This window comes from Brevibacillus sp. MS2.2 (genome assembly GCF_013284345.1).
GTDB classification, from domain to species: Bacteria; Bacillota; Bacilli; order Brevibacillales; family Brevibacillaceae; genus Brevibacillus; species Brevibacillus brevis_C.
The window spans coordinates 1-24,173 of record NZ_JABSUZ010000016.1; the positions used below are offsets into that span (position 1 = coordinate 1).

Genomic DNA, 24,173 nt, shown 5'->3' on the forward strand with positions numbered 1-24,173 from the left:
GAAAAAAGGGGTATAAAAAAAGGGCATGAGAACAAATTACGTTCTGCATGCCTTTTTCATTTTTGGGAAAACGATGACTGGAAATACTTTTCCTCTATTCCCAGCTGTTTATCATACAAACCTGATAGCGCTCTCGCTATAATGAGTTTGTGTGACATTCTATTGCTTCGACAACCTGAGCGGCAGTGCCGAAGGTTGTCCTTTTTTCTGTTCAATTCAGAAGGAAACGATTTCCTGCTATTGCAGGTCTTCGGCTTTTGCCCACATTTCCTCTGGGTTCAGCTCATAGATGCCTTCTTCTCGATACATATAATGATTCATGATAAATTCTCTGCGAATCGTAGCATAATCCTCGTGGAATTGGCGAATGTATTCGTTAATCTCCGGTTCCTTGTATTTGCGGCCTTTTTCTAATCCACGGACCATGTATTCAAAGACGATCAGCTTTTTCTTACGCTGGGACGGGATTTGTTTCAGCCTGCCATCTGGCGTAATAAAGCTGCGAATGACCTGCATTTTTTCCGCTGCCATCTGGTGCCTCCTCTGAACATGTGAGTTGTCTTGCGCAAAAATGTCCTCTGCTGTGGAATCCTTTGCTTTTTCCATGACGTTCACGATTTCTTGCGATTGACGTTTTACATTGGCTTCGTGCAGGTAAAAGTAAATGGTGTTTTTATCACGACGTTCGTAAACGACACCTGCTTCTCGAAGCTTTGCCATATGGTGGGTGATGGTGGGAGGTGTTACGCCGAGCTTGCCTGCCAACGCCTGTCCGTGCAGGGGACCATTGGCCAAAATCGCGAGGATGCGTACGCGCGTCGGGTCTCCGAGTGCTTTGTAAAAGGTGACGAGTTGGTCTAATTGCAAAATGGGGCACTCCTTTCCTAGTCTAGTCTATTCGTTTCGATTAGATAATGTTCTAATTAGATGATAAGTTGCATTGCTTTGCCTGTCAATTCTAGGGCGTTTAAAATACCCTTAGCCGTTGCTGTTGGCGGCAGCGGAAAAAGGAGAAAACGCTCGAGCTTCTTGGGCCCCCTGCATGGGGTCATTCCTGCACGTCTCCGTGGAAAAAGGGAAACCGCGTCCCAAAGAGCCTCGCTTATTTCTCCTTTTTCCTTGAAGCGGCTATTGTCTTTTTTGGAATTTGTACTGTCAGTGAATCAAGGAAGTTTATAACTTCATAAATGAACTAAAAAGATGCTTTTTACAAAAGCTGCGTGGAAGAAGCGCATTTCCAGTCCAAGCGCCTCTGGAGCCCGACAAAGTGGAGTACTGAATGGAGGGAGTGGTTTTAGCTTCAACTCTGCGAATCCCTCATCGAAACTTCTACTTTTGAAGCGGCTCCCGCCATTCAGCCCGGAGCGGACAGTCTTCATCCCTTGCGGGGCGGAGGCCGAAGCGTAGACTGGAAATGCGCTTCTTCTCCCCACTACAGCCACTTTTTCACCAACACAAAAAAGAACAGTCCCTAAGAGACTGTTCCTTTCATTTAACGTTCAATAATTTGCGCAGTAATCATGGCCTGCCCCACGAGCTGTTCCCCATGGAATACGGATACTTCGACTTTTCCGAAGCGGCGGCTAATGTCCAATAGGCGCGGTTTAACTTCGATATGACTTTCCATCTGGACTGGCTTTAGGAAATAGACCGTGATATTTTCCGGTACCATGTCGCCTCGACGATGGTGGCGCAGCAGGTTACAAGCAGCCTCCACCATGACTGTCGTCATGATTCCGCTGGCAATCGTTCCGAGATGATTCGTCATCTGAGGGCTCACATCGCCTAGATAGACCATCTCATCTGATTGTCGCTCCTCACGGAAATGGGACATGATCAGATTCGGGAACGTTTCACTCATCTGTGGTTGCTTGGCTGTAAATTGCAGTGCTTTTAACACGTCATTGCGGCTCAAGACCCCTACGAGCTTGCGATGGTTGTCTACGACAGGCAATAGCTCGATTCCTTCCCACACCATGGTGTGCGCAGATGACGCTACGGATACTCTTGGCGAGGTCGTAATCGGGTTCTTCGTCATAACCTTGTCGATCGTCGCCGTTTCCTCATGACCGATGATGTCTTTGGAGGTAACAATCCCGATCAGGCGCATCTGCTCGTCAACGACGGGAAATCTCGTGTCCTGATACAGCTCCGTATACTGGTGCCACTTGGCAACAGAATCTGATGTCAGTAATACAGGCGTTTCTGCAAGCGGCTTCAAAATATCCTCTACCATTACGATTTCTTTTTTGATCAGGCGATCGTAAATGGCTCGGTTAATCATCGAGGCTACCGTAAAGGAGTCGTAGCTAGACGAGATGATTGGCAGCGCTAAGCGGTCAGCCAGCTGCTTGATTTCCTCGCTTGTATCGAATCCCCCGGTAATTAATACGGCAGCCCCTTGCTGCAAAGCGATTTTGTGCGCCTGATAGCGGTTACCGACAATCAAGAGACTTCCCGCATCAATATAGCGCATCATGGCTTCGAGCTGCATGGCCCCTATTACAAATTTATTCAAGGTCTTGTGTAAGCCTTCACGTCCGGCTTGCACATGACCATCAACGATGTTCACAACCTCCGCAAAGGTCAATCGTTCAATATTTTCCTTTTGCTTCTTCTCGATTCTCACCGTACCGACACGCTCAATCGTGCTGACGTATCCTTGCGTTTCCGCTTCCTTGATCGCGCGGTATGCAGTCCCTTCACTCACATCCAGGTCTTTTGCGATCTGCCGCACGGAAATCTTCGAACCGATCGGAAGGCGATCAATATGTTGCAAGATTTGTTCATGTTTCGTTGCCATATTGCTATTCCCCCTTCCTTTTCTCCCACCCGTTCCATGTACGTGCGCTCCTTCGAACAATATACCCGAAGGCGGGGCAAAAAAAAAGGGTAGCTTTTTCGAAAGCTACCGACCAGAAAGTATATCATTAAGGGGGTTTTCATCGTGCTTTTATCATACCCAAGGAATATTACAGGATTATTACAACACAGTTACAGTTTCTTTTCAGTTTTGTTTAACTGAGCAAATTTGCCAATATCCCTTGGACAAGCCCAATAATCCCGCCAAGGATGAATCCGAGCACGGTAATCATGCGGAATTCCTTCCCTGAGATCCCGACTACCATCTCTTCAATTCTTTCAATTGGGAACCCCTCTACTTGCCGGGTAACAATATCCCGGATGGCCAGACGCGAAAATATTCTCTCTATGTTTTGTTGCAGCGTGTCCACCATCCACTTTGCTAAACGAGGAACGAGTTCCGTTGTCACCGTTTCGGAAATAGGCGCTGTCAAACGAGATAGAGGCTCGTCTACGATGCGCAGGCTTTGCTCCTCCAACTTGGTAAAAAGCTTCCGCGCCCAATCGTCCACTTGATCTCGCCCAATCCAAGCAACTACTTCGCCCACATTTTTGTCCAAGAGCTTGTCCGCTTCCTTATGCAAAAAGTAGTGCACGCGCTCCGAAAGCTCTCTGCTTTGCAAAAGCTCATCAAGATACGGGAGAATCTTGCCCAAAATCTTGTCATCCCCCAGAAACATCCCGACCAAGCCGCCAAACATGCCTCCGCCTCCACCGAGCAATCCACGCACCATGTTTTGCAAGGTTTGCTGGCCTTCCGGGGAATGTAAATATTCGCGGAAACGTTTCAAGAGCAGTTCGCTCACACTGCCAAGTGCAGCATCCAGACGCTCGCGTCCGTTGTCCGTAACCAACTCTCGCAGTTTTTTCTCTTCATATTGTGCCAGAACCTGTTCGACAAAAGTACCCCATTTCGTCTCGATAGGCGCGCGGACACCCTCACTCCACGTTCCGTCTTCCTGAAATAACTGTGGCATCACTGTGAGCAATGCTTGACGTAGACTACGCTCATCTGTCATCCAGTCGCGAGCAATCGTGTTCATCCATCCTGTCAGTGTGCTCTCCAAACCACTCTGATTCAGCGCACGCTTGATTCCCTCTGTCGTCAGCAAATGTTCTTCGACGAGTCTGCCCATTTGTATCGCGATATCGTCCCGTCTCCTCGGGATCAATCCTGGGGTAAAAGGCACTTTCCACCTGCCTATATACCACGGTTTTACTGGTTTAAACAGCATTCGGATGGCTAACTCATTCGTCACCCCACCGATGACAGAGCCTACTGCAATGTTCACTAATAGTACCCAAGCGTTCATAAATACTAACAACCTCTCTTCTCTACATGGCACCAAACGTTTTGGATGCTCATACCATAGACTAACTTTGCCTGATGGGAAGGGGATACTCATGTCTTACGTTCCAACAATCGTTGTCGAAAACGAGATAATATCGGAAGTAGACCTTTACCTGCCCCAGGCGCACTTGCGCAAATGGAATCTTTCAACACCGTCCACCATTGCGGTTCAATTTGGGAGCAAAACCGTTTCCGCACGCGTAGGCGGTTCGGAACGGGGAGGCAAAACCTCGGGTAAAACCTTCATACGACCATCTTTAGCTCAATCCCTATATCTACCCAGGGGCGTTCCACTCTTAGTCCGTTATGATGCGAGTCAGAAAACAATCGTTTTCGGACCGTATGTAGGTGTTCTTGTTTCGACCTACAATGCAGCGTTCCCGAAAGCACCGTTTGGACACCTAAACTCTTTCTTCCAGGAGATGTCCGATATCACCCGTAAACGCGGAGGTATCCTTTGCACATTTCGGCTTCAGGATGTCAACTGGGATACGGGAATCGTTCGTGGCCTCGTTAGAAGAGGAGGCGTCTGGAGACAAACCTTACTTCCGCTTCCACAATGCATTTACAACCGGCTCATATCCCGCCAACGCGAACGAAGTGAACAGATGGCCAACTGGGTCCAACGCTGCAAGGACGCTTCCATTCCCTTTTTTAACGAGCGTTTTTTGAATAAGTGGCATGTACACACCGCTCTCGAGAATCAACCGACAGCCTCCGAGCATCTTCCCAGTATGGTTCGGTATTTGAAACAGGAAGACCTGCAGAAAATGCTATCTACGTATCGCACCGTTTATGCAAAACCAGCTAACGGCAGCATGGGGCGCGGGATCATTCGAATTCGCAGTTCGCCCGAGGGATACCAGCTCGCGTTCCCTGGAGGATTGCGCAAATCATTTGCTAGCATTCAGGGCTTACATCAGTATTTGCAAAAAAGGATAAAAGGCACATCCTATTTGCTGCAACAAGGGTTAGCGTTAATCGGCATCCAAGGACGACCGACAGATTTTCGTGTATTGGTTCAAAAAGACCGAAAAGGCGAATGGTCCATCACTTCCATGGTAGCTCGACTGGGATTAAACCACATTGTTTCCAATATATCCAGAGGCGGGCAGATGATGACTCCCCTTCAGGCGCTGCGAGTTTGTGGACCACGGGCGAGCGCGATTCGACCATCTCCTCAAACGTTACACGCAGTAGCACTTAAGCTCGCGATCCTTTTAGAGGAATCCCTGCCTGGGCAGTATGCAGAATTCGGAATTGACCTGGGAGTCGATGTTCATGGACGGGTGTGGCTATTGGAGGTCAACAGCAAGCCATCCAAGTCAGCCAAAACTGTTCCGCTGCCTGAAGGTGCCGAAGAGCTGCCTCGGCGTGCTCGCCCTTCTGTCATTCGCATGCTGGATTATTCCGCCTTTCTAAGTGGTTTTCCCCGGACCATACAACCACAAAAGACGATAAAAAGAAAACCGAAGCGCAACAAAAACAGGCGAAGGTGACCTACATGACAGCATCCAAGAGAAGTCTTGGCATCATGGCCCGGTGCCAAGGCTCCCACTTTGTAGACAAAGGGTACTACAAAAAGCTTACGCTCTATGGACGCAAGCACGGTATTCGCGTCTTCGTTTTTTCACCACGTCAGGTTAACTTTTCCACCCGTATGGTAAAAGGCTTCGAATATCGCAATGGGTCCTGGCACGCGAAAGACTTCCCAATTCCCGCCTTTATCTATGATCGTTGCTTTGTGGGCCCATCTTATCGCCACTATAAACCATTTGTGGAAAAGTTGCAAAACGATCGCAACATTACGTTTTTGGGGCATGGTCTGTCTGGAAAATGGCAGGTGCACCAGATGCTCGTTAAGTCCCCTCTCCTCGCCCCGCTGCTCCCGCCTACTGAAATATTCTCATATCCTGTGCTCCATGCAACCTTGCAAAAATACGGGGCAGCCATTATCAAGCCGATGGCGGGAACTCACGGTATTGGCGTTGTGAGAATCAAAGAAATGCGCAGTGGCTATGAAGCTTCCGGACGAAACCGAGACAATACGCCTTTCACCAGGCGAATTCGTGACACTGCCGGGTTAAAAAGTTTTGTGTCTGTCTTTACTGCCGGCCGTAAGTTCCTGGTACAGCCCTATTTGGAGCTGCATACCCCGGATGGTACCCCATTCGATGTCCGTGTTCTGGTTCAAAAAAACGGGCTGGGTAAATGGGGGACAACTGGCAAAGCTGTGCGCCTGGGAGACAAACGCAGTATCACCTCCAATTTGCACGGAGGAGGGAAAGCAACACCTCTGGCCTCTTTCCTGCCCCTTCACTTCACATCCACAAAAGCGGCACGCATCGAGCAAACAATCAACCGAGTGGCAGAAGAACTTCCCCGTTTTTTGGAAGAGTCACACGGCAGACTCGTTGAGCTGGGAATCGATATTGGCATCGACACCGCAGGTAATGTTTGGATCATCGAGGTAAACAGCAGACCAGGGCGAACCGTTTTTCGCATGATTGACGACCCGACTGCACAACTGCATTCGATTACTCAGCCTGTTCGCTACGCCCACTATCTTATGAAAGAGCGTGTAGGAGGTTAAAGCATGGAAACGTTCAGAATGCGGCTTCGCTTCCTTTCCAACCCCCGTATCAGTGGGATTATCCTGCCAGCTACTCTCTTCCAACAGCTACAGCTACGACAACGCCAAAAAATTAAAGTCTTACTGGGCAAAAAGGAAGTAGTCGCAACTGTCTTACAAGATAAACGCAATCCGGATACGAACGTCCTGAAAGTGACGACGCTCTTGCAAGCAGAGCTGGGCATTCCACACCCTGGCTTGATCCAGCTCAAGCTAGAGGGCTCCGCACTCCGGATCGGTCCTTCAATCGGGATCGTTACGACTGGCATAAGACGAGATCCCAAGCAGCCAATTGGCTCTCGCACCTCGTTTTTTTACAATCTGTTACAGGCTCAAGAAGGGAAGGGTGTTTTCTACTATATATTTTCCCCAACCGATGTAGACTGGGAATCCAATACGGTCAAAGCGTGGTTTTTGCGCAGAAACAAGTCAGGCGGCTACTTTTGGAAAAAGCATGTTACCGCCATGCCCGATGTCGTCTATGATCGTATTCCCTCTCGTTCGGCAGAAAAGCATGAAGCCGTTCAGGAATTCAAGTATCGACTCGCCAGTTACCCCAATTTACCGATGTTCAATCAGGGCTTTTTTAACAAATGGGGCGTACATCAACTGCTGTATCCGAATCCAGAAGTGAATGAGCATATCCCGGAGACTTACACCTCTCCTTCCCTTATGACTGTTCGAAACTTGCTGCGTAAATACCCTATCGTTTATTTGAAGCCCAAAAATGGAAGTCTCGGGTACGGTATTGTCAAAGTTGTTCGCCAGGCAGGGGGTGGCTTTACTGCCTCCTATCATACAAGCAGCGGCAATGTAAAAAGGCAATTTTCCAAGCTGTCCAGCCTTTATCAGCATGTCTTCCGCAGCCGGCGAGTCAGTGCGTATCTGGCACAACAGGGCATTCCGCTCATGACATTCCATGGACGTCCGTTTGATTTTCGTGTTCACTTGCATAAAAATCAGCAAAACGAGTGGGTTGTCTCCTGCACGGCAGCCAAGGTTGCCGGTTCTGGCAGCGTAACTACCCACGTACGTACAGGTGGAACTGTCATCCCCGGCGATGACCTGTTGCAGCACCTGTTTGGCAGACAAAAAGCCCTCATGACCCAGCGCATTTCAGAAGCGTCGATCCGACTGGCTACCGCAATTGAACTGGCCAAAGGGATTGATTTAGGCGAATTAGGGCTGGACATGGGAATCGATACGCAAGGCCATGTCTGGATGTTCGAAGCGAATTCCAAGCCTGGCCGTTCTATATTCAAGCACGCTCGTCTCAGGCAGGCTGATCACGAATCACGCAAGCTGCTCGTCGATTATAGCTGTTATTTGGCCAATTTCTAGTCGCACGCGATCTGTACCGTTTTTCAGGAAGGAGGAACACCATGCTTCAGCAGCGCTCCGGGTGGCTGACGATCCTCCCTAGCGGTAGATGGTTCGTACAGTTACCTCGGCTAGTCCTTAAACGCTCGCCAAAGCCACTGGTCGCCAGTCTCGGTCCCTTTTCTCATACGAAACGGATATACGCTGGTTTACCCCGCGTGCAAGCAAGCCGTATTCGTACACGCATTAACTGGAAAATGGCGGGCGACTCCCTGAAGCTTGGCCCATTATTTGGCATATTGACCGTTGGTGAAGGGGCAACATTTTTAGGAAATCGCGAGAACTTCAAGGATATTACTCAATCGGGGAAGCAATGGGGTGCACTCGTATTTGTGTTCACTCCACAAGGAATCAATTGGGAGAAGAAAAAGGTGCGCGGCTATTTGTACAACAGTCGTCTAAACTCGTGGCAAGAGGTGATTCTACCTTTCCCCCATGTGGTTTACAACCGAATACCGACGAGAAAAGCAGAACGGCGACCTGAAGTCCGCAGAGCATTGAACCGCATACATGAGATGCCAAATGTCACATTGTTTAATCGCGGCTTTTTTGACAAGCAACAGCTCTTTACGATGCTTGAGTCCCACTTGGAAGTGCAAGCTTTTCTACCGGAGACAAAACAATTGGACACCTTGGCTCGGTTTCGAAGCTTTTGCACAGAACATCGCTTTGTCTACTTGAAACCCGTGCGCGGTAGAGCTGGTCAGGGAATTATGCGCATTGATTTCAGAAACGATAAGTGGTTCCTGCAACGGTTAAAGGAGCAAAAGGCCATTACTCGCCGCTTTTCCAATTTGAATGACGTATGGAAGCATATTAGACTTCATGTCAAACAGCAGAAGTACATCATGCAGCAAGGTATTCGTCGTGCCCGTTACAACGGCAAACCTTTTGATGTGCGCGTCCTCGTGCAGAAAGATGGCGAGGGCGAGTGGAGCGTAACCGGAGTTGGCATTAGAAGGTCTGGCTCGCAAAGCATCACCACTCATGTGCCACGCGGTGGCTCGATCCACTCGTTATCTACCGTTATGCAAGCCTTGTTTCATAATAATCACGAGCAAATGGAAAGACACATTCACGATACGGCGCTCGCCATCGCACGGTCATTAAATGCAGAATGGACAGATTTAGCTGAGATGTCGATGGACCTTGGCTTGACAGAAGAAGGAAAGCTATGGCTCTTTGAAGCGAATGCAAAGCCGGAGAAATTCGATGAACCATCGATTCGACGATTATCGTTAGCGAATTTGATCCACTACGCACAGCATGTCTCTCACTTGCAGAGCAAGCGAGGGAGTGCCGCAGGATAAGGGAGTCAAGCAGCATTAGCTGATTCACAGACGTCCTTGGTGCGATTTGCCCGTCAGGAAGGGGAACTGCGCATCACCCAACGAACGACTGGCTGACGCGATTGACCCTCAGACTGCTGGCTCATAAGGTCCAGAAACGAGAAAACATTCGCCGTTTCCTATTGGAAATGGGGTCAATCCTTCCTGGTTGTAGATAAACGCTACCGCATTGAGTATGCTGGTTGTACATGCGAGTAGCACTGAACAATGAGGCAAGTCTCACGTTTTGCTTTAAAGGAACATGCCGTTTAGACTCCGGCATGTTTTTTTCGTTATCGGATGCATGACAAAACCAAGCTTGGAAAAAATACTCCATGGAGGTGGTCTTAACCATGACCTACACAAATAACAATATGATGCAATCCCAGCAACAACCTCAATTTTTCGGTGCAGTAAGCCCTGCAGGTTCTATGTTCCAACCAGGCTTCGCTGGAACCAACGTACAAGAAGTACAGTATTGGAACCAAGGTGGTCATGCACCATCCATCGGAGCGCCTTCATCTGCTGCATCCTTCAGTGGCGGAGTCGGTGGTGCCCAATCCATCTTTTCCCCAGGCTTTGCAAATACCAATGCTCAAGAAGTAAGACAGCAAAATGCTGGCTACCCAGTACAACAGCAGCAACAACAATTTGGTTTTGGGCAAAATCAGGCATCCCAGTACATCCAGGCGCAGCCATCGTATCAACCAGCATTTGGTGGCGGAGCGAACTCGGTCTTTTCTCCCGGCTTTGCTGGAACCAATGTTCAAGAGGTTCAGGCGCGAAATCAAGCTGGCTATAACAACTTTGCGGGTCAAACTGGCTTCGCAGGTCAAACTGGCTTCCCTGGACAAACGGGCTTTGTAAACCAAGCTGGAAATGCTGGCAGCATCTTTTCCCCAGGCTTTGCCGGAACCAATGTTCAAGAAGTACGCCAATTGAACAACACGGGCTTCGGTCTGCAAGCACAGCAGCCTCTACAGCAACAGCAGCCTCTACAGCAACAGCAGGCTTATGCTAATACACTCGGCATGGGAGCACAATCTGTCTTCAATCCGGGTTTTGCTGGCACGAATGTGCAAGAGGTGCGCCAATTGAACGCTCCAGGTCAGGCTGCTCCACACACAGGGTCAATCTTCCCAGGAACTTTCTAAATGCAAAAAGCGTGACCATCCATCGCGACGGTCACGCTTTTTGTTATGAGTGATCGTTTAGCAGTCTACATTTCCCCAAATCGCCTGATACACAGCATGCAAATCTTGCAGACTCTCTTCATCCACTGTAAAAATGATGCTGCCAAACACGTAGGCATCCTTCTGCACGCAGGACCATCCATCCCCGTTTGGTTGAAACTGCGCCTCCACACACGCCTCCGTCTGTTCCAGCAGTTGCCGTACCGCTACATGCTTTTCCATCGATGATCGATATCTTTCCATCACTTGTGCAAGACGCTCATCCTGACGCGCCAGCCGATACAGGGCAAGCTCAATCTGGAGCCAGCAGGTCACATAAAAATGGAACTCCAAGAATAACGTGTGCACGGCTGCACGGATTTTGTCGTGGTCACCAGCTTCCAAGGCTGCACGTGCTTCCTGTTTTTTCTCCTGAATCAGGTCAAAATGACTGACTGCTCCACGGTAAAACTTGCGCACCACGTTGTACAGCATCTCTGGCGTACGCTGCGGAAGATTTCGATGTCGGTTTTGCACATCTCGCATGGCTTGTTCTCCTCTTTCCGACGCTCGTTTTCTTCTATTTTACAACAAAGGTGCACGATCCAGGCAGCCTACTCTTTCCCGTTTTTCCAGTAGTCATACGCATGAATGGCGATCCCCCAATAAGAGGAGTATCGATCCAGCACTTTTGTCACCAGATCTAGCTGTCGATCCATTTCGCCCATACCTTCCTCGTAAAAGGTGATCCCGTTCCCTTCGTGGCTCTCTTTCGTCTCCACAGCGACGACCAGCTTTTTCTGGAGGCTCTCTGCGTACTTCATCTGATTTTCGACCAAGCCGATGATGCCGGGAGCTCGATCACGAAAAGCCATCAAAGTCGTATGATCAAGCTGTTTGATCATCCAGTGCGAAAACGGCAACTCGGGCTGACCTGGAGTCGGTGTCTTGTCCAGCCACGCCGCGAGGTCGACGCTTGCTTCCAAGGAAGTTCCGTTCTTGGTCTCTTCGACAAAAGCTTCGATGTTACCCATCCACTGGCGTAAAACTGCCTCTTTATCCTCACGCCAGGCAGGAAGGACGTACGGCTCAATATCTAAGTGAATGCCGTGAAATTGCTCTTTTGTCGAGACAGACTCATTGTAGGCTTTCACCCAATTCACGAGCTTTATGATCTTGCTCCGACTTTCAGACATCGCCCAAATCGGATGACCGCCCATCGCATGAACTTCGATCCCCGCTTCACGGGCCTCTCTCACAAAATCGCGGTAATAGGAAATCGGCTGCTCCAAATCGAGACGAACATAGAGGAGATTCACCCCGTTTTGTTCCGCAAAGGAGAGAATTTCCTCCTTTTCCGTGCCAAGCAATTCTGCACGCCATATGTAGGTGCCTTTGTAGCGTTGCTTCGTTTCCGGGGGCAGTGGAATCGCCTCCTTCCAGTTGCGATAATCATGAATCGCGACACCAGAGAAGGACGGATGCTGTGCCAAATGTGCAGGCAATTGCTCTACTTGCTGTTTCATGAGAGCCGGACCTTCCTCTGCAAAAGAAGTGTGGTCTTCATCCAGCGGCTTCATATTCACAGCAACCAAGACACGCGACTCTAATTCATCCGCTTCCTTCATTTCCTGATCAATCAAATTCAGAATGCCGTTCTGACCGGAAAGTGTGTCACGATACGCCATGATACATACCGTATCAAACTGGCTGATCATCCATTTGGACAAGGACATCTCTTCTTGTCCCGGAACGGGAATATCGTCCAGCCAAAATGGAATGGCTGCACTGGCAACCAAATCCTCATCTTTTGACACCTCGGCTGTGAACGCCTGCACATTGGCTTGCCATTCACGGATAATCCGCTTCTGATCGGCCTCCCAAAAAGGCAGGAGATACGGCTCGATGTCTAACTGAATCCCGCGAATTCGCTCATTCTTCTGCGCTTCACGGTTGTAGCTTTTTACCCAGTGGACGATATTCATCATCCGCTTTTCATTGCTTTTGAGTGCCCATGCCGGATGGCCAGCAACCGCATGAACTTCGATCCCCATCTCTGTCGCTTCGCGGATAAAATCGCGGTAGTAATCATAGGGCTTGTTCATTTCGATTCGCAAGTAGACGAGATTAATATCGTTACTTTTGCAGAAATCGAGAATCTCTTGTTTCTCTCTCCCGATCATTTCGGACTGCCAGATCCACGTTGCTTTACTCTTCTTCTCCGCGGGGGAAAAGCCGAACAGAAAGCCGACCGTCAGGCAGAGAACACTCAAATAGATGCGCGCAGCTTTCATTCGTCAAAGTTGCTCCTCTCGTTGACTTGCGTGCTTCCAGCTCTCGTAATCATGGATCGCACTTCCTGCAAACGCCGGATTGCTAGACAGCTCCTCCTGTAAAATGGCCAACTGGTTGTTCATCTCTTTTGTGCCTTCTTCATAAAAGCTCACATGAGCGCCTTCCATCGTTTCCATGATGTTGACGCCTACGATGACCGACCCTTTTTTGCGTACATTGGCATCATCGACGATCTTTTCTACGATTTCGACGATCCCATTTTGCCCAAGGGCTTGATTGCGGTAGGCCATTAACGTAATACTGTCGAGTCGCTGCACCATCCAGTTGCTCACTTTTTCATCACTGTCAGGAACGTTTACGGAGTCGATCCAAAAAGGCAAGTCGGCACCGACAGCGAGATCCGTATCCTTCTTCGTCTCTGCCGCCAGATAGCTGACGTTTTCCAGCCATTGCCGGACGATTTCTCCCTGGTCTTCCTTCCATGCAGGCAACAGATACGGCTCGATATCGACGTGAATCCCCGAGAATTGTTCATCTGACTTGGCACTGCGATTGAACGCCTTCACCCAGGAGATCAGATCGTCGATGCTCTGGCGATTCGCTGTTAACGCCCAATTGGGGTCACCGCCAAGCGCCTCTACCTTAATACCTGCCTGGTTGGCTTTTTCAATGAAGGTACGATACGTCTGAGGCGCAACAGCTGCTGGTTCAACGTGAAGATAGATCAGGTTGATATCGTTTTTCTCGGCAAACGCGATCATTTCCTCGGTTTGGGTCTCTATTTGCTTGGCATCCCATATCCAGGTTGCTTTTGTCAGGGCGGAGCGGGTGTTTGCCAACGACAGCATGATGATCGAAGCCACTGTCACAAGGAGCAGCGCTATCCAAAGCCAGCTATATCGACGAATTACCTGCATCAGCGCTGGTCGATACCGTACAGTTGTGTCGTCGCTCCCACTCTAGCAAAAGCCCGCTCACCAAACGTACTGCCGTCAACCGCTGAAAACGGCTGAATTCTGGTATAATCCTCGATACTCTTGTTTTTGACCAGCGCGTGTGGCCCGATCTGGCAGCCTTCACCGATCTGTGTGTCGCCAAAAAGGCAGGTTCCCGGATAGAGCACCGTATCACGCCCGATCATTACGCCCGCATCGATGTAAGTCGAGTTCGGGTCTATCATCGTAACTCCGTTTCGCATATGGAAATCGTTGATTCGCTTGCGCATCAGCTGTTCCAAATCAGCGAGCTGCACACGATCATTGACGCCATTGCCTTCTTCGGGATCATCCGTTGCAAACGCCGTTACCAAATGACCTTGCTCTTGCAAAAGCCCCAGAACGTCCGGCAAGTAAAACTCCCCTTGCGCGTTTTCGTTGGAGACCATCGGCAGCATTGAAAACAGCTTTTGATTGTCGAAGCAAAAGATTCCGGTGCTGATCTCGTTCACCTTTTTTTGGCCCAAGGTCGCGTCTTTTTCCTCGATAATTTTACGGACATCGCCGTTCTCGTCGCGAATGATCCTGCCATAGCCTGTAGGCTCGTCCACAATGGCGGTCAAAACCGTGGCTGCTGCCTGTTTCAACTGGTGATATTCGAGCAAACTACGCAGCGTCTGTTCTTGTACGAGCGGGGTATCGCCATTCATGACAATCGTCACGCCATCCTGCGCTCCAAGAATTTCCTGGCTCATCCAAACAGCATGAGCAGTACCGAGTTGTTCCGGTTGATACGCATACTGAACGCGGTTTTTCAACTGCTCTTTGACCACTTCGGCTCCGTGGCCGACAACGACGACCAAGTGGCGAAGTGACAATGCTTCCAATGTCTCTACGACATGTTCAATCATCGGCTTCCCGCAAATTGGATGCATGACCTTGTAGAGCGAAGATTTCATTCTGGTTCCTTTTCCTGCTGCGAGTACTACTGCATGTATGTTCATCCTATCGCCTCCGTCTTGGTCAGCTCCCCTTTTGCAAGCTGACCTTGTTGGATTTGCTGATCGAAGTATGGTTTCAATTCGTAGGTCAGTGTGTCAATCATCATGGTCAAATTAATGTCTTTCCTCTGCACGCCCAGCTGATAGGCCTGAAGCATAATCTCCAGTAATTTCTCCTGATTCAACGTCCGATTCGAGGTGTTCATTCATCTTTCCCCCTTCTTGAATGCTCTACCTTTCTTTACGACTGACGTTTGTGTTTACTCAACTGTTACACTTTTGGCCAAATTTCGTGGACGATCTACGTCATTGCCGAGCGCAACAGAAGTGTAATAGGAAATGAGCTGAAGGGGGATAACGGCTAGAACAGGTGTAAGCAAGGCATCTGTCTGCGGAATCAGGCAAACATCATCAACCGAGCGATGCAGCTCTACATGTCCTTCCAAGGTAATACCGAGAACTTTTGCTCCACGGGCTTTCACTTCTGTAATATTACTGATCATTTTTTCATGCAGCTCATCCTGTGTAGCCAGGGCGATGACTCTCGTTCCCTCTTCGATCAGCGCCAGCGTGCCGTGCTTTAGCTCTCCTGCCGCATACGCCTCCGAGTGAATATACGAGATTTCCTTCAGCTTGAGCGAGCCTTCCATAGATACCGCATGATCGAGTCCTCGTCCGATGAAAAACAGATGCTGCTCGTCCTTGATCGATTCAGCAAAATGACGTATCTCATCTGCATGCGCGAGTATATGCTCGACTTGATCCGGAAGACTGGTCAGTTGGTGAAGCAGTGAAGCACGGGTGTCAGCGTCCAGCGTCCCCTTCGCTTGTGCCAAATAAATGCCGAACAAGTAAAACGCAATCAGCTGCGAGGTATATGCCTTCGTCGAAGCAACCGCGATTTCCGGACCTGCATTTGTCGTAATCACATCATCGGCATCACGGGCAATCGAGCTACCGACTACATTCGTAATAGCGAGTACTGCTGAGCCGTTTCGTTTGGCTTCCCGCATGGCTGCCAATGTATCTGCTGTCTCCCCTGATTGACTGACGGCAATCGTAAGCGTATTGGGCTGAAAGAGCGGGCGACGGTAACGAAACTCCGACGCTACATCTACTTCTACCGGAATCTGTGCCAGTCGTTCGATCACATGCTTGCCGATCAAGCCAGCATGATAAGCGGTACCGCATGCGACAATGTAGATTTTCTCCACATTCTTGGCACTCGCTTCCGATAGCTGAAGATTGGGGAAAACAACCTTTTGCTGGGTAGCATCGATTCGACCTGTCATGGTATTGCGCAGGGCTCGCGGCTGCTCGTAAATTTCCTTTTGCATATAGTGAGCAAAGCCGTCTTTTTCCGCTTGCTCCTTGTCCCACTCAATACGCACCAGCTCTCGCTCGATTGGCTCAGTCGTATCCAGACGCATGAGGTGAACTGAATCTTTGGTCAGAATCGCCAGGTCTCCGTCTTCGAGAACGTACACATCGCGCGTATGCTCCAGGATCGCCGGGATATCAGAACCGATAAAATTCTCATTCTCCCCTACCCCGATAATCAACGGGCTTGCCATACGAACTGCAATCAGCTTGTCAGGCTCATGCTCTGTTATCACACCGAGAGCAAATGCTCCGCGAATTTTGCCAGCGACCTTCTGCACTGCCGCAACCAGGTTGTCATCGTATTCCTGCGCCAAAAGGTGCACGATGACCTCCGTATCCGTCTCCGAAGTAAACGTCACGCCTTTTTCAATCAACTCCTGCTTGAGATCCAGATAGTTCTCGATAATGCCGTTATGCACGATCGAGAACTTGCCGGATTGATCAAAATGAGGATGAGAGTTTTCATCAGACGGTCGTCCGTGGGTCGCCCAGCGCGTATGACCAATGCCGATGGAGCCCTGCAAGCCGGACTTTTGGGTTTGGCTCTCCAGTACGTCAATTCTGCCTTTTGCTTTGCGAATGCCGATGGTTGCTCCGTCACAAATCGCAATGCCAGCCGAATCATAGCCTCTGTATTCCAGCTTTCGCAGCCCATTGATTAGAATCGGCTGCGCTTCCTTGTTCCCGATATATCCCATAATTCCGCACATATCATCGGTTCCTCCCTTGTTGCGTATACTGTTCGGACTTTGTATTATGCGAGCAAGCTAACGACTTCCTTCTCCTGCCTGATAGCGACGGAGGTTCCGATGCGATATACATTCGGATTCGTGATGCCCTCAAACGCATTTCGCGTATCGATAATGGCCACTCCCAAATCCGCCAGCTCCTGATAAGCAAAGCATTGGTGATTCGTAATGAGCACCATGCAATCGTAAGTCTTGAACGCCTCGTAGTCATTGGCGATGGAATGGACGATCTCGCCTTTTTTATTCACAAAGCTCTGCGCATACGGGTCGTAATAGTCGACAGTTGCTCCGCTATTGGTGAACAGCTCGTAAATTTCCAGACCTGGTGATTCACGCAGGTCATCAACTTCCGGCTTGTAGGCCATGCCGAGAATCAAGATGCGCGAGCTGTTGATCGCTTTTGCGTAAATGTTGAGCACCTGTGCTGTCTTATTGCGCACATAGTCCGGCATGTTGTCATTAATCGATTGGGCGATCTCAATAAATTGGCTGTGAAAACGAAAGCCCTTGGCCTTCCACGACAAATACATCGGATCGAGCGGTATGCAATGCCCACCGATTCCGGGTCCCGGGTAAAACGGCATGAACCCGAAAGGCTTGGTCGATGCGGCCTTGATTACTTCCCAAACATTGATGCCCATTCTGTCGCACATCATCGCCATCTCATTCATGAAGGCAATATTGACGCTACGGAAGGTGTTTTCCAAAAGCTTGGACATCTCCGCCACCTTTGGCGAAGAGACCGGCACGACGGTTTTGACCAGGCTACCGTACAAGAGTGTGCCTAACTCTATGCAACGTTCTGTCGTTCCGCCGATCACCTTTGGCGTATTGTACGTACTGTATTTGCGATTGCCCGGATCGACCCTCTCCGGCGAGTAGCAGAGGAAAAAGTCGATGCCAGCCCGATAACCTAGCTTTTCAAATTCCCGCTGGATCAGCTCTTCCGTCGTTCCCGGATAGGTTGTACTCTCCAGCGTAATGAGCATTCCTCTTTTCATGAATCGCTTGATTTGCTCGACAACGTTTGTAATGTAAGAGGTGTCCGGGTCCTGATTGGGACTGAGTGGCGTCGGAACGCAAATGCTGATCGCATCCAGCTCCTCGATTACGCTATAATCGGTCGTCGGAAAAAAGCGGTTGGTCGCGAGGCATTCCTGCAAGGTTTCATTGGAAATATCCTGAACGTAAGACTCCCCTCTTTTCAGGCTCTCGATTTTTCCGCCATGCAGATCGATTCCGATTACGGTATAACCGCTCTTGATCGTCTCTACCGCCAGCGGCAGCCCTACATACCCAAGCCCAATGACACCCACTTTTGCTGTCTTTCGTTGAATCTTCTGTTGCAGTTCCTCGTATCTCGCCATCCTCGTTTCTCTCCCTTTCTCTTTCTAGAATTATGAAATCAGCCTTTTCACCCTGGCTTCCAGTTCTACCGGGGAGAATGGTTTGGTAATGTAGTCAGATGCTCCCATCGCAAACGATTTTTGCACATCTTCTTCCAGTCGTTTGTCAGTGAGCACCATAATCTTGCTCATGGAAGCGCTGATATGCTTGATTTTTTCCATGAGCTGGTATCCATTGAGGATAGGGAGATTCAGGTCGGTAATGACAAGATCAGGGGCGACCTCCTGATATTTTTCCATGCCGTCCATCCCGTCATTGGCTACCGTAACGAGATACCCTTTGCGTTGAAAGTAGATGCTCAAAAATTCGTTGACAGTCTCATCATGGTTAACCAGCAAAATACTTGCCGGCTCCTCTTTTTGAGCGGGATTCTGCTCGTAAATCTTGATCTCCCCATGCGTGCCTGGCTCTCTCATCTCTTGGATCATCCGCATCAGCATTTGACCGGACGAGCGAGAGCTTTCGGGAAAACTCGCAATGAAGAGGCTACCTGCTAGCAGTTTATGCTCTTGCAAATAGTCTTTTACACGCAAAGCATAGAAATGGGTACTCGAAAGCTTCTGTCCTTCGAGCAGTATTCCGAAAAGCTGCTTGTTTTTGTCATACGCGTAATGTAAAGCCATCTCGGAGCCGTCTCCTGAACGAGTGCCCAGGTCTTGCTTGATCAGCTCCATTGACTCTTTCGTTAGGGTTTTGCAAGCCGCAAGAATAACCCCACACGCCAATTGTTTCTCTTCCATCTTGCTCAGATGCTCGTAAAAAACAGGTACGAGATTACTCATGATCTAGCCTCCAAACTTGAAATGTTTTCGCTGCCCTTCGTCTGCCAGCTCGTCCGCGTCATCGTTCCCCAAGAGTTGTTGTTGCGTAAATATTCAATATGACCGAGGAATCTCCAGATGACACCGATTTGCCGATAGCCGAAGAACATCAGAATCGTATAGAAAAGCATTTTGACGATGTCCCGAAAACGCGGATACCGTCGAAACGCGATTTCCTCCAGCAATAAGGAGCCAATGCCAAGCAGCATGCCATACAGCACATTGAGCAAGCCGTAGATGAAAAGGACGTAGCCATTGGTCATATCCAGCATGGTGTAACCGATGAGGGCCAATAGACCCGTGATGCGGAAGTACGGATTCAAGGTTTCAAACAAGATATTGAACGGCAGCGTGAGCATCCCGAACAGCTTGTACTTGGGGCGAAACGCCATGTGTCTGCCGTACTCAATCATGTTCTTCAGATTCCCGCGTCCCCATCTGCGCCGTTGACTGCCCAAAATTTTGAGTGTATCCGGCGCTTGCGTCCAGCAGACCGCATCGGGGCAAAATGCCACACGGTAGGGCAGCTTGTTTTCCAGCATGTACTTGTGCAACTTGATGATGATGTTCATGTCTTCACCCGGATACCCCTCGCGATAGCCGCCTACCTTGATGATGTAATCCTTGCGAAAAACACCGAACGCGCCTGAGACGATAATCAATCCGTTGATCGCGCTCCAGCCGATCCGTCCCCCGAGAAACGCCTTGAGGTATTCGACGGATTGCATCATCGGCAAAAACTTATCTGGCAAACGAATGTCTTTCACGACACCGTCTTCGATCTTGCAGCCGTTGGCAATGCGGATATCTCCACCGATGGCTACTGTTTCATCCGGGTTTTCCATATACACCTTCGCAATGCGAATCAGCGCGTCTTTTTCCAGCAAGGAATCTGCATCGATAGAAGCGATCAACGGATAGTGGGAGAGGTTGATCCCCGCATTGAGCGAGTCAGCTTTTCCTCCGTTCTCTTTGTCGATCAAATACAGATTCGGAAAAGCCGGATTGTGGTAGACTCCCCTGATCTTCGACGTATGAAGAAGCGGCTGTACTGGCATGTGCTCGGAGTAAACCAGTGAAAACTCGTTAATCAATACCTGCAAGGTAGCATCCTTCGATCCATCGTTGACCACGAGTACCTCATAGCGTGGATAGTTCAAGGATAAGAGCGACCTTACATTTTCAATAATCGTCAGCTCCTCGTTGTATGCTGGCACGAGAATCGAAATCGGCGGAACGTGCTCAGAGCCTGAAAGTGTCTGGAATCTCGAATAGATGGAGCTTTTTAAGATTCCCATGATGCTCTTGAACGAGAACAGCATGATGATGAAGTACAAAGAGTTGATCGCAATGACGTAATAGACCGCAAATACTCCGTAGTAAAGTAGAAACTCTCTCATGGCAGCCTCCTTTCGCTCTATCTTTCCAGTGCCTGAACCGTGGAGATCGTTTTGCGATACGACTTGCGATACAGATGCAGCTTTTCGTTGTATTGCACGAGCTTCTCTGTCGCTGTCGCACCCTGTAGAACAAGCTTCTCTTTTTCCAGCTCCTCCTGGATCACTTGATGAGCCATCTCGCTCTTATGACCGTTTCTCTCTTCCTGCAAAATTTCACACAGGGCAGCAAAGCCTTCGACCTCTAGCTGCGCCAGGCTGCGTGCACTGTGATGACGAACCCACCAGTTCGCATCACCCACCGCCTTTTTCAGCGAGGAAATGTACGAATGCAATTTCAGTGAGCCAATTGCCTTCGCTGCCATTGCCCGAATTTCCCAATCCTTGTGATTCATAAAATCAGTGACTGTCTGCTCATTCATATAGCGGATATCCCGGCACATGAGCTTGACTGCCTTAATTCGGACTTCCTTGTCAGGCGATTGAATGAGCTGGTATAGCGCAGGCTCAATGCCAGGCTGGACATGCACGGCATAGCCAATCAGTCCGATTTGGACCAGTTCAGCATCGGATTCTTGTAAAAATTGTGCAAAAAGAGGTGCCGTATCCACCTGCGAATCACTGATGATGTCCACGATAAGCTGATGGACATTTTTCTTCGCTCTGACAACGTGGGTCACCATTTCCCGCAAATCTTCTGTGTTGCGTGCACATTTGGCGACGGAGCGCGCAATGATAAAAACACTGATGTCATTCGTGTTTTTATGCAGGAGTGTTAAGAGAGCAGGCACGGCCAGCTTGGAGCGCATGATCCCCAAATTGTAAGCGGCATCCACTCTCGTCCATTTCCACCAGCCATTTAGTCTTTGCATGTCCAGCTCTACGAGTCCCATATCCTCGCAGAGCCAGATCAGCTTGTCCCGATGAATGCCTGTGACTCGCTCCATCAGCTCAAACAGCTTTTTCTGAATGATTTGCTTTTCTTTTTGCGTCACATCGCCATAAGGCACTTGCAAGCGCTCCTCCTCTTCCCCGTGTGCTTGCAGGTAAACGAAGTAGTCGCGATATTTTTCCAGACAACGCATGGTCTGTTTCTCCACCGAAATGTTGCGCAGCTTCAGTGCGAACAAGACAAGCAAGCCTAGTACTGTCAATCCACATAGCGCGTACAGAAAAACAATTGCCGTCGCCAATGGTGTTTGCACGTTTGCCACTCTCCTATCCAATTAAGGCTGAGTCCCGACCTTCACCGGAGCCTCAATCTCATGGAATGCTTTTTTTAGTATGGAATAGCTCTGTTTTTTGCGTTCGTGATAGCCGACCTGCTCCCAGCCTTGCCATGTATACATCGGGAGCTGTGTCACTGCATAAGCGTTTTGCCCGACGATTTGTTTCGTCGCTGTATCCACCAGGAGCGGCAGGATGCGAATGCCTTTCGTCGTCTTCGTCGTGAAGCTTTTGCCATCATCCTCATAGCTCATGACGGACAAGGAGCTCGGGTCTGTAAATCCAAGCAGCATCCACGGTACTCTCAGCTCTACCACTTTGCCCTTCGCTTGCCATGCGGTTCGTGAGTCGTACTGCGGGTCTTGGGCATTTGTCGTTCCCCGGATCAGCTTGCCGACCTCGACTTCCTCCAACGGATAGTACTTCTTGCTGTCTGGCGGCTCCATCTCCAGGCTAACGGCCAGCTTCCACGGCTTGAATATCCCGGAATTGTCTTTTTTCTCCGCTTCTTTAACCGTAAGCATGCCGTAGCGTTTTCCGTATAAGCGTGCATGAAAATCGTAATTGGCGGCGATTTGAATCTGGCTCTCGTCTGCTTTTCCCAACGCGATCAGCGTCTCTAGCCCCTCATCCAGTGTCAGGCCGGGAAGCTGTGCCGCATGCTTGTTCCCGCCAGGAAGTGTATCAACGCCCACATAAAGCTGTTGTTTAGCCGGGTCAAACTCTTCCTTCAACTGAGCAAGGAAATAAACGTACCCTTCATCATGTGTCATCCAGATTTCGTCAACACCCGGGACTTGAACATCGAGGCGTTGCTTCTCTTCTGGCACGAGCTGATCCCAATCTGTACGATTCCCATCGATGGTCAGCACGCCTTCTTTGTTCGGGTACATGCCGAGGACTCCAAACAGAGACTCATTGGTCAACACGTTGATCCACAGGGAGCGCCGATCTTCCGGCAACTCAAAGCGCATCGTGTTCCACGTTTTTTTGAACCACTCGTCCTGCCAAACGAATACAATTGCTCCCGCATACCCTTCCTGATGAATTTCTTGCAAAAGCTCGACATCGATCTCTCCCTGCTGCTTTTCTGAATGACCACCTTGATTGCGCCCCAAATTTCCCAGATGGGCGACTCCCACCGATGCCGGGACCCCGAATTCCGTCACCATGATCGGCATGTTTTTGTGATACTGCTTCAGTTGTCGTAAATACGCTTTGTACGTATCGATCTGCCCTGCATCGTTCTTCAACTGTTGCAGGGTAGTGTCGTAGCGGAAGAAATCCGGATAATACGGGTACACGTGATAGGAAGCGAAGTAGCCTGCCTCCCACTGCGTTGGCTCTATATGGGTAGGATCGACACTGACCAAATCCTCATGATGAATCGGCTCTCCTGGATGCGATAAGGGGTCTGTTGTCACCCAATTGGTGAAAGTCATCGGATGCTGCCAACCGTATTTGCTCTCCTCCATTGCGACGGTATCCACCATTTCAGCAATCCATGTTTCAAAAGCAGTTGCATTCGATGTCGCGTGGAAGTACTTCCCTTGATAGGGTGCAACTTTTTGATGCAGGCGGTTGGTGTTGCGCACCATTACAGGGTCCCACTCAGTCCCTGTGTGCCAGCCGATCAAGTATTTGCCCGCATTGGCACGGTATGTACCACTTGCCTTTCCCGATTTTTCCGGCAGGGTGATATCCCCGTAGACAGCGCCGACTGCATCTTTGATTTCCTGTCGAAACTCCTCGCGAATCTCTGGCAAATAGGCGTCTTTCTTTTCAATCAACAGCTCTTCTGGACTCCAAATGCCTTGCATCAAGTAGAGAGGGTCCCCTTCTTTTCGCTGATTGTAGTCGACCAGCGCTTCATAAAAGACAGGAGCATGGATGGTATACACACGAATGACGTTCGCTCCCATCTCGTCGATCATCGCGAACCAGCGCATGTAATCCTCTCTTGTGATGGGAAGCTCACCCGGATAATGACCCGGTAACGATGCCCCCAGATTGACCCCTTTCGCGAAAAAGGGCTGCCATTTTTGATTCTGATAGACTTCGAACAGCTCGCCATTCGCGCGAAATTTTAATTGGGCACCTGTAGTCGTCTCCATGCTTTCGACACGGTCTGCTGCCCAAAACCACCAGAAGGCACTTGCCCCCACCACGATCAGCATGGTCAGGCTCATCCAGCGCCATCTTCTCTTTTTTGTTGGCTCCATTCCTCGTCAAC

General features: G+C 49.6%; 19 protein-coding genes. 5 read left to right on the forward strand and 14 right to left on the reverse strand.

The window, feature by feature from the left end; translation table 11 throughout:
• Window positions 1-237: 237 nt before the first annotated feature.
• The 3 genes from HP568_RS15740 to HP568_RS15750 form a co-directional block, all read right to left on the reverse strand.
• Entirely contained in the window at window positions 238-867 is a 630-nt protein-coding gene (locus HP568_RS15740) for a DUF2087 domain-containing protein (protein WP_048031692.1), read from the reverse strand.
• A gap of 625 nt (window positions 868-1,492) precedes the next feature.
• Window positions 1,493-2,803, reverse strand: coding sequence for a DRTGG domain-containing protein (locus HP568_RS15745; RefSeq protein WP_048031690.1), 1,311 nt, complete (start codon window positions 2,801-2,803; stop codon window positions 1,493-1,495).
• A 214-nt stretch (window positions 2,804-3,017) separates the two neighbouring features.
• Window positions 3,018-4,175 carry a DUF445 domain-containing protein gene (locus HP568_RS15750; RefSeq protein ID WP_048031689.1) on the reverse strand — a complete coding sequence of 386 codons (1,158 nt, stop codon included), beginning with the start codon at window positions 4,173-4,175 and terminating at the stop codon, window positions 3,018-3,020.
• A gap of 91 nt (window positions 4,176-4,266) precedes the next feature.
• Here HP568_RS15750 and HP568_RS15755 point away from each other — a divergent pair, with 91 nt between their 5' ends.
• The 5 genes from HP568_RS15755 to HP568_RS15775 all read left to right on the forward strand — a co-directional run bounded on the left by HP568_RS15755 (window position 4,267) and on the right by HP568_RS15775 (window position 10,707).
• Entirely contained in the window at window positions 4,267-5,712 is a 1,446-nt protein-coding gene (locus HP568_RS15755; protein ID WP_048031688.1) for a YheC/YheD family endospore coat-associated protein, read from the forward strand.
• 5 nt (window positions 5,713-5,717) lie between these two features.
• On the forward strand, window positions 5,718-6,806 hold the full coding sequence (locus HP568_RS15760; RefSeq protein WP_048031687.1) for a YheC/YheD family endospore coat-associated protein: 1,089 nt from the start codon (window positions 5,718-5,720) through the stop codon (window positions 6,804-6,806).
• 3 nt (window positions 6,807-6,809) lie between these two features.
• Window positions 6,810-8,186 carry a YheC/YheD family endospore coat-associated protein gene (locus HP568_RS15765; protein WP_173629569.1) on the forward strand — a complete coding sequence of 459 codons (1,377 nt, stop codon included), beginning with the start codon at window positions 6,810-6,812 and terminating at the stop codon, window positions 8,184-8,186.
• A 41-nt stretch (window positions 8,187-8,227) separates the two neighbouring features.
• Entirely contained in the window at window positions 8,228-9,535 is a 1,308-nt protein-coding gene (locus tag HP568_RS15770; protein WP_048031685.1) for a YheC/YheD family endospore coat-associated protein, read from the forward strand.
• A 371-nt stretch (window positions 9,536-9,906) separates the two neighbouring features.
• Entirely contained in the window at window positions 9,907-10,707 is an 801-nt protein-coding gene (locus HP568_RS15775) for a hypothetical protein (RefSeq protein ID WP_048031684.1), read from the forward strand.
• Window positions 10,708-10,764: 57 nt separating this feature from the next.
• Here HP568_RS15775 and HP568_RS15780 read toward each other — a convergent pair whose 3' ends face one another.
• The 11 genes from HP568_RS15780 to HP568_RS15830 form a co-directional block, all read right to left on the reverse strand.
• Window positions 10,765-11,271: a hypothetical protein gene (locus tag HP568_RS15780; RefSeq protein ID WP_048031683.1), complete on the reverse strand. Its 507-nt coding sequence runs from the start codon at window positions 11,269-11,271 to the stop codon at window positions 10,765-10,767.
• Between the two features lie 68 nt (window positions 11,272-11,339).
• Window positions 11,340-13,019, reverse strand: a complete 1,680-nt coding sequence (locus HP568_RS15785) for a hypothetical protein (protein ID WP_173629571.1) — start codon at window positions 13,017-13,019, stop codon at window positions 11,340-11,342.
• A gap of 3 nt (window positions 13,020-13,022) precedes the next feature.
• Window positions 13,023-13,937: a hypothetical protein gene (locus tag HP568_RS15790; protein WP_048031681.1), complete on the reverse strand. Its 915-nt coding sequence runs from the start codon at window positions 13,935-13,937 to the stop codon at window positions 13,023-13,025.
• Window positions 13,937-14,959, reverse strand: a complete 1,023-nt coding sequence (gene glmU, locus HP568_RS15795) for a bifunctional UDP-N-acetylglucosamine diphosphorylase/glucosamine-1-phosphate N-acetyltransferase GlmU (protein WP_048031680.1) — start codon at window positions 14,957-14,959, stop codon at window positions 13,937-13,939. Before glmU ends, HP568_RS15790 begins: the two co-directional genes overlap by 1 nt.
• Complete coding sequence (locus HP568_RS15800) at window positions 14,956-15,162, reverse strand: hypothetical protein (protein ID WP_048031679.1); 207 nt, start codon at window positions 15,160-15,162, stop codon at window positions 14,956-14,958. Before HP568_RS15800 ends, glmU begins: the two co-directional genes overlap by 4 nt.
• A gap of 54 nt (window positions 15,163-15,216) precedes the next feature.
• Window positions 15,217-17,049: a glutamine--fructose-6-phosphate transaminase (isomerizing) gene (gene glmS / locus HP568_RS15805; RefSeq protein ID WP_048031678.1), complete on the reverse strand. Its 1,833-nt coding sequence runs from the start codon at window positions 17,047-17,049 to the stop codon at window positions 15,217-15,219.
• Window positions 17,050-17,093: 44 nt separating this feature from the next.
• Window positions 17,094-18,455: a nucleotide sugar dehydrogenase gene (locus HP568_RS15810; RefSeq protein WP_048031677.1), complete on the reverse strand. Its 1,362-nt coding sequence runs from the start codon at window positions 18,453-18,455 to the stop codon at window positions 17,094-17,096.
• Window positions 18,456-18,485: 30 nt separating this feature from the next.
• Window positions 18,486-19,277, reverse strand: a complete 792-nt coding sequence (locus tag HP568_RS15815) for a response regulator transcription factor (RefSeq protein ID WP_048031676.1) — start codon at window positions 19,275-19,277, stop codon at window positions 18,486-18,488.
• Window positions 19,274-20,716, reverse strand: a complete 1,443-nt coding sequence (locus HP568_RS15820) for a glycosyltransferase family 2 protein (RefSeq protein WP_048031675.1) — start codon at window positions 20,714-20,716, stop codon at window positions 19,274-19,276. The genes HP568_RS15815 and HP568_RS15820 overlap by 4 nt, the downstream gene beginning before the upstream one ends.
• Before the next feature lie 17 nt (window positions 20,717-20,733).
• Window positions 20,734-21,918 carry a HEAT repeat domain-containing protein gene (locus HP568_RS15825; RefSeq protein ID WP_173629572.1) on the reverse strand — a complete coding sequence of 395 codons (1,185 nt, stop codon included), beginning with the start codon at window positions 21,916-21,918 and terminating at the stop codon, window positions 20,734-20,736.
• A 21-nt stretch (window positions 21,919-21,939) separates the two neighbouring features.
• The gene (locus HP568_RS15830; protein WP_173629574.1) at window positions 21,940-24,162 is read right to left on the reverse strand and encodes a hypothetical protein; all 2,223 of its coding nucleotides are present in this window, start codon (window positions 24,160-24,162) and stop codon (window positions 21,940-21,942) included.
• Window positions 24,163-24,173: the final 11 nt, after the last annotated feature.

Excerpts from the sequence above, each read along its gene's own strand:
- HP568_RS15810 (WP_048031677.1), bottom strand. The coding sequence starts at position 18,455 with ATGGCGAGATACGAGGAACTGCAACAGAAGATTCAACGAAAGACAGCA.
- glmS (WP_048031678.1), bottom strand. The coding sequence starts at position 17,049 with ATGTGCGGAATTATGGGATATATCGGGAACAAGGAAGCGCAGCCGATT.
- HP568_RS15820 (WP_048031675.1), bottom strand. The coding sequence starts at position 20,716 with ATGAGAGAGTTTCTACTTTACTACGGAGTATTTGCGGTCTATTACGTC.
- HP568_RS15815 (WP_048031676.1), bottom strand. The coding sequence starts at position 19,277 with ATGAGTAATCTCGTACCTGTTTTTTACGAGCATCTGAGCAAGATGGAA.
- HP568_RS15780 (WP_048031683.1), bottom strand. The coding sequence starts at position 11,271 with ATGCGAGATGTGCAAAACCGACATCGAAATCTTCCGCAGCGTACGCCA.
- HP568_RS15765 (WP_173629569.1), top strand. The coding sequence starts at position 6,810 with ATGGAAACGTTCAGAATGCGGCTTCGCTTCCTTTCCAACCCCCGTATC.
- HP568_RS15760 (WP_048031687.1), top strand. The coding sequence starts at position 5,718 with ATGACAGCATCCAAGAGAAGTCTTGGCATCATGGCCCGGTGCCAAGGC.
- HP568_RS15750 (WP_048031689.1), bottom strand. The coding sequence starts at position 4,175 with ATGAACGCTTGGGTACTATTAGTGAACATTGCAGTAGGCTCTGTCATC.
- HP568_RS15745 (WP_048031690.1), bottom strand. The coding sequence starts at position 2,803 with ATGGCAACGAAACATGAACAAATCTTGCAACATATTGATCGCCTTCCG.
- HP568_RS15830 (WP_173629574.1), bottom strand. The coding sequence starts at position 24,162 with ATGGAGCCAACAAAAAAGAGAAGATGGCGCTGGATGAGCCTGACCATG.
- HP568_RS15785 (WP_173629571.1), bottom strand. The coding sequence starts at position 13,019 with ATGAAAGCTGCGCGCATCTATTTGAGTGTTCTCTGCCTGACGGTCGGC.
- HP568_RS15775 (WP_048031684.1), top strand. The coding sequence starts at position 9,907 with ATGACCTACACAAATAACAATATGATGCAATCCCAGCAACAACCTCAA.
- glmU (WP_048031680.1), bottom strand. The coding sequence starts at position 14,959 with ATGAACATACATGCAGTAGTACTCGCAGCAGGAAAAGGAACCAGAATG.
- HP568_RS15790 (WP_048031681.1), bottom strand. The coding sequence starts at position 13,937 with ATGCAGGTAATTCGTCGATATAGCTGGCTTTGGATAGCGCTGCTCCTT.
- HP568_RS15800 (WP_048031679.1), bottom strand. The coding sequence starts at position 15,162 with ATGAACACCTCGAATCGGACGTTGAATCAGGAGAAATTACTGGAGATT.
- HP568_RS15770 (WP_048031685.1), top strand. The coding sequence starts at position 8,228 with ATGCTTCAGCAGCGCTCCGGGTGGCTGACGATCCTCCCTAGCGGTAGA.
- HP568_RS15755 (WP_048031688.1), top strand. The coding sequence starts at position 4,267 with ATGTCTTACGTTCCAACAATCGTTGTCGAAAACGAGATAATATCGGAA.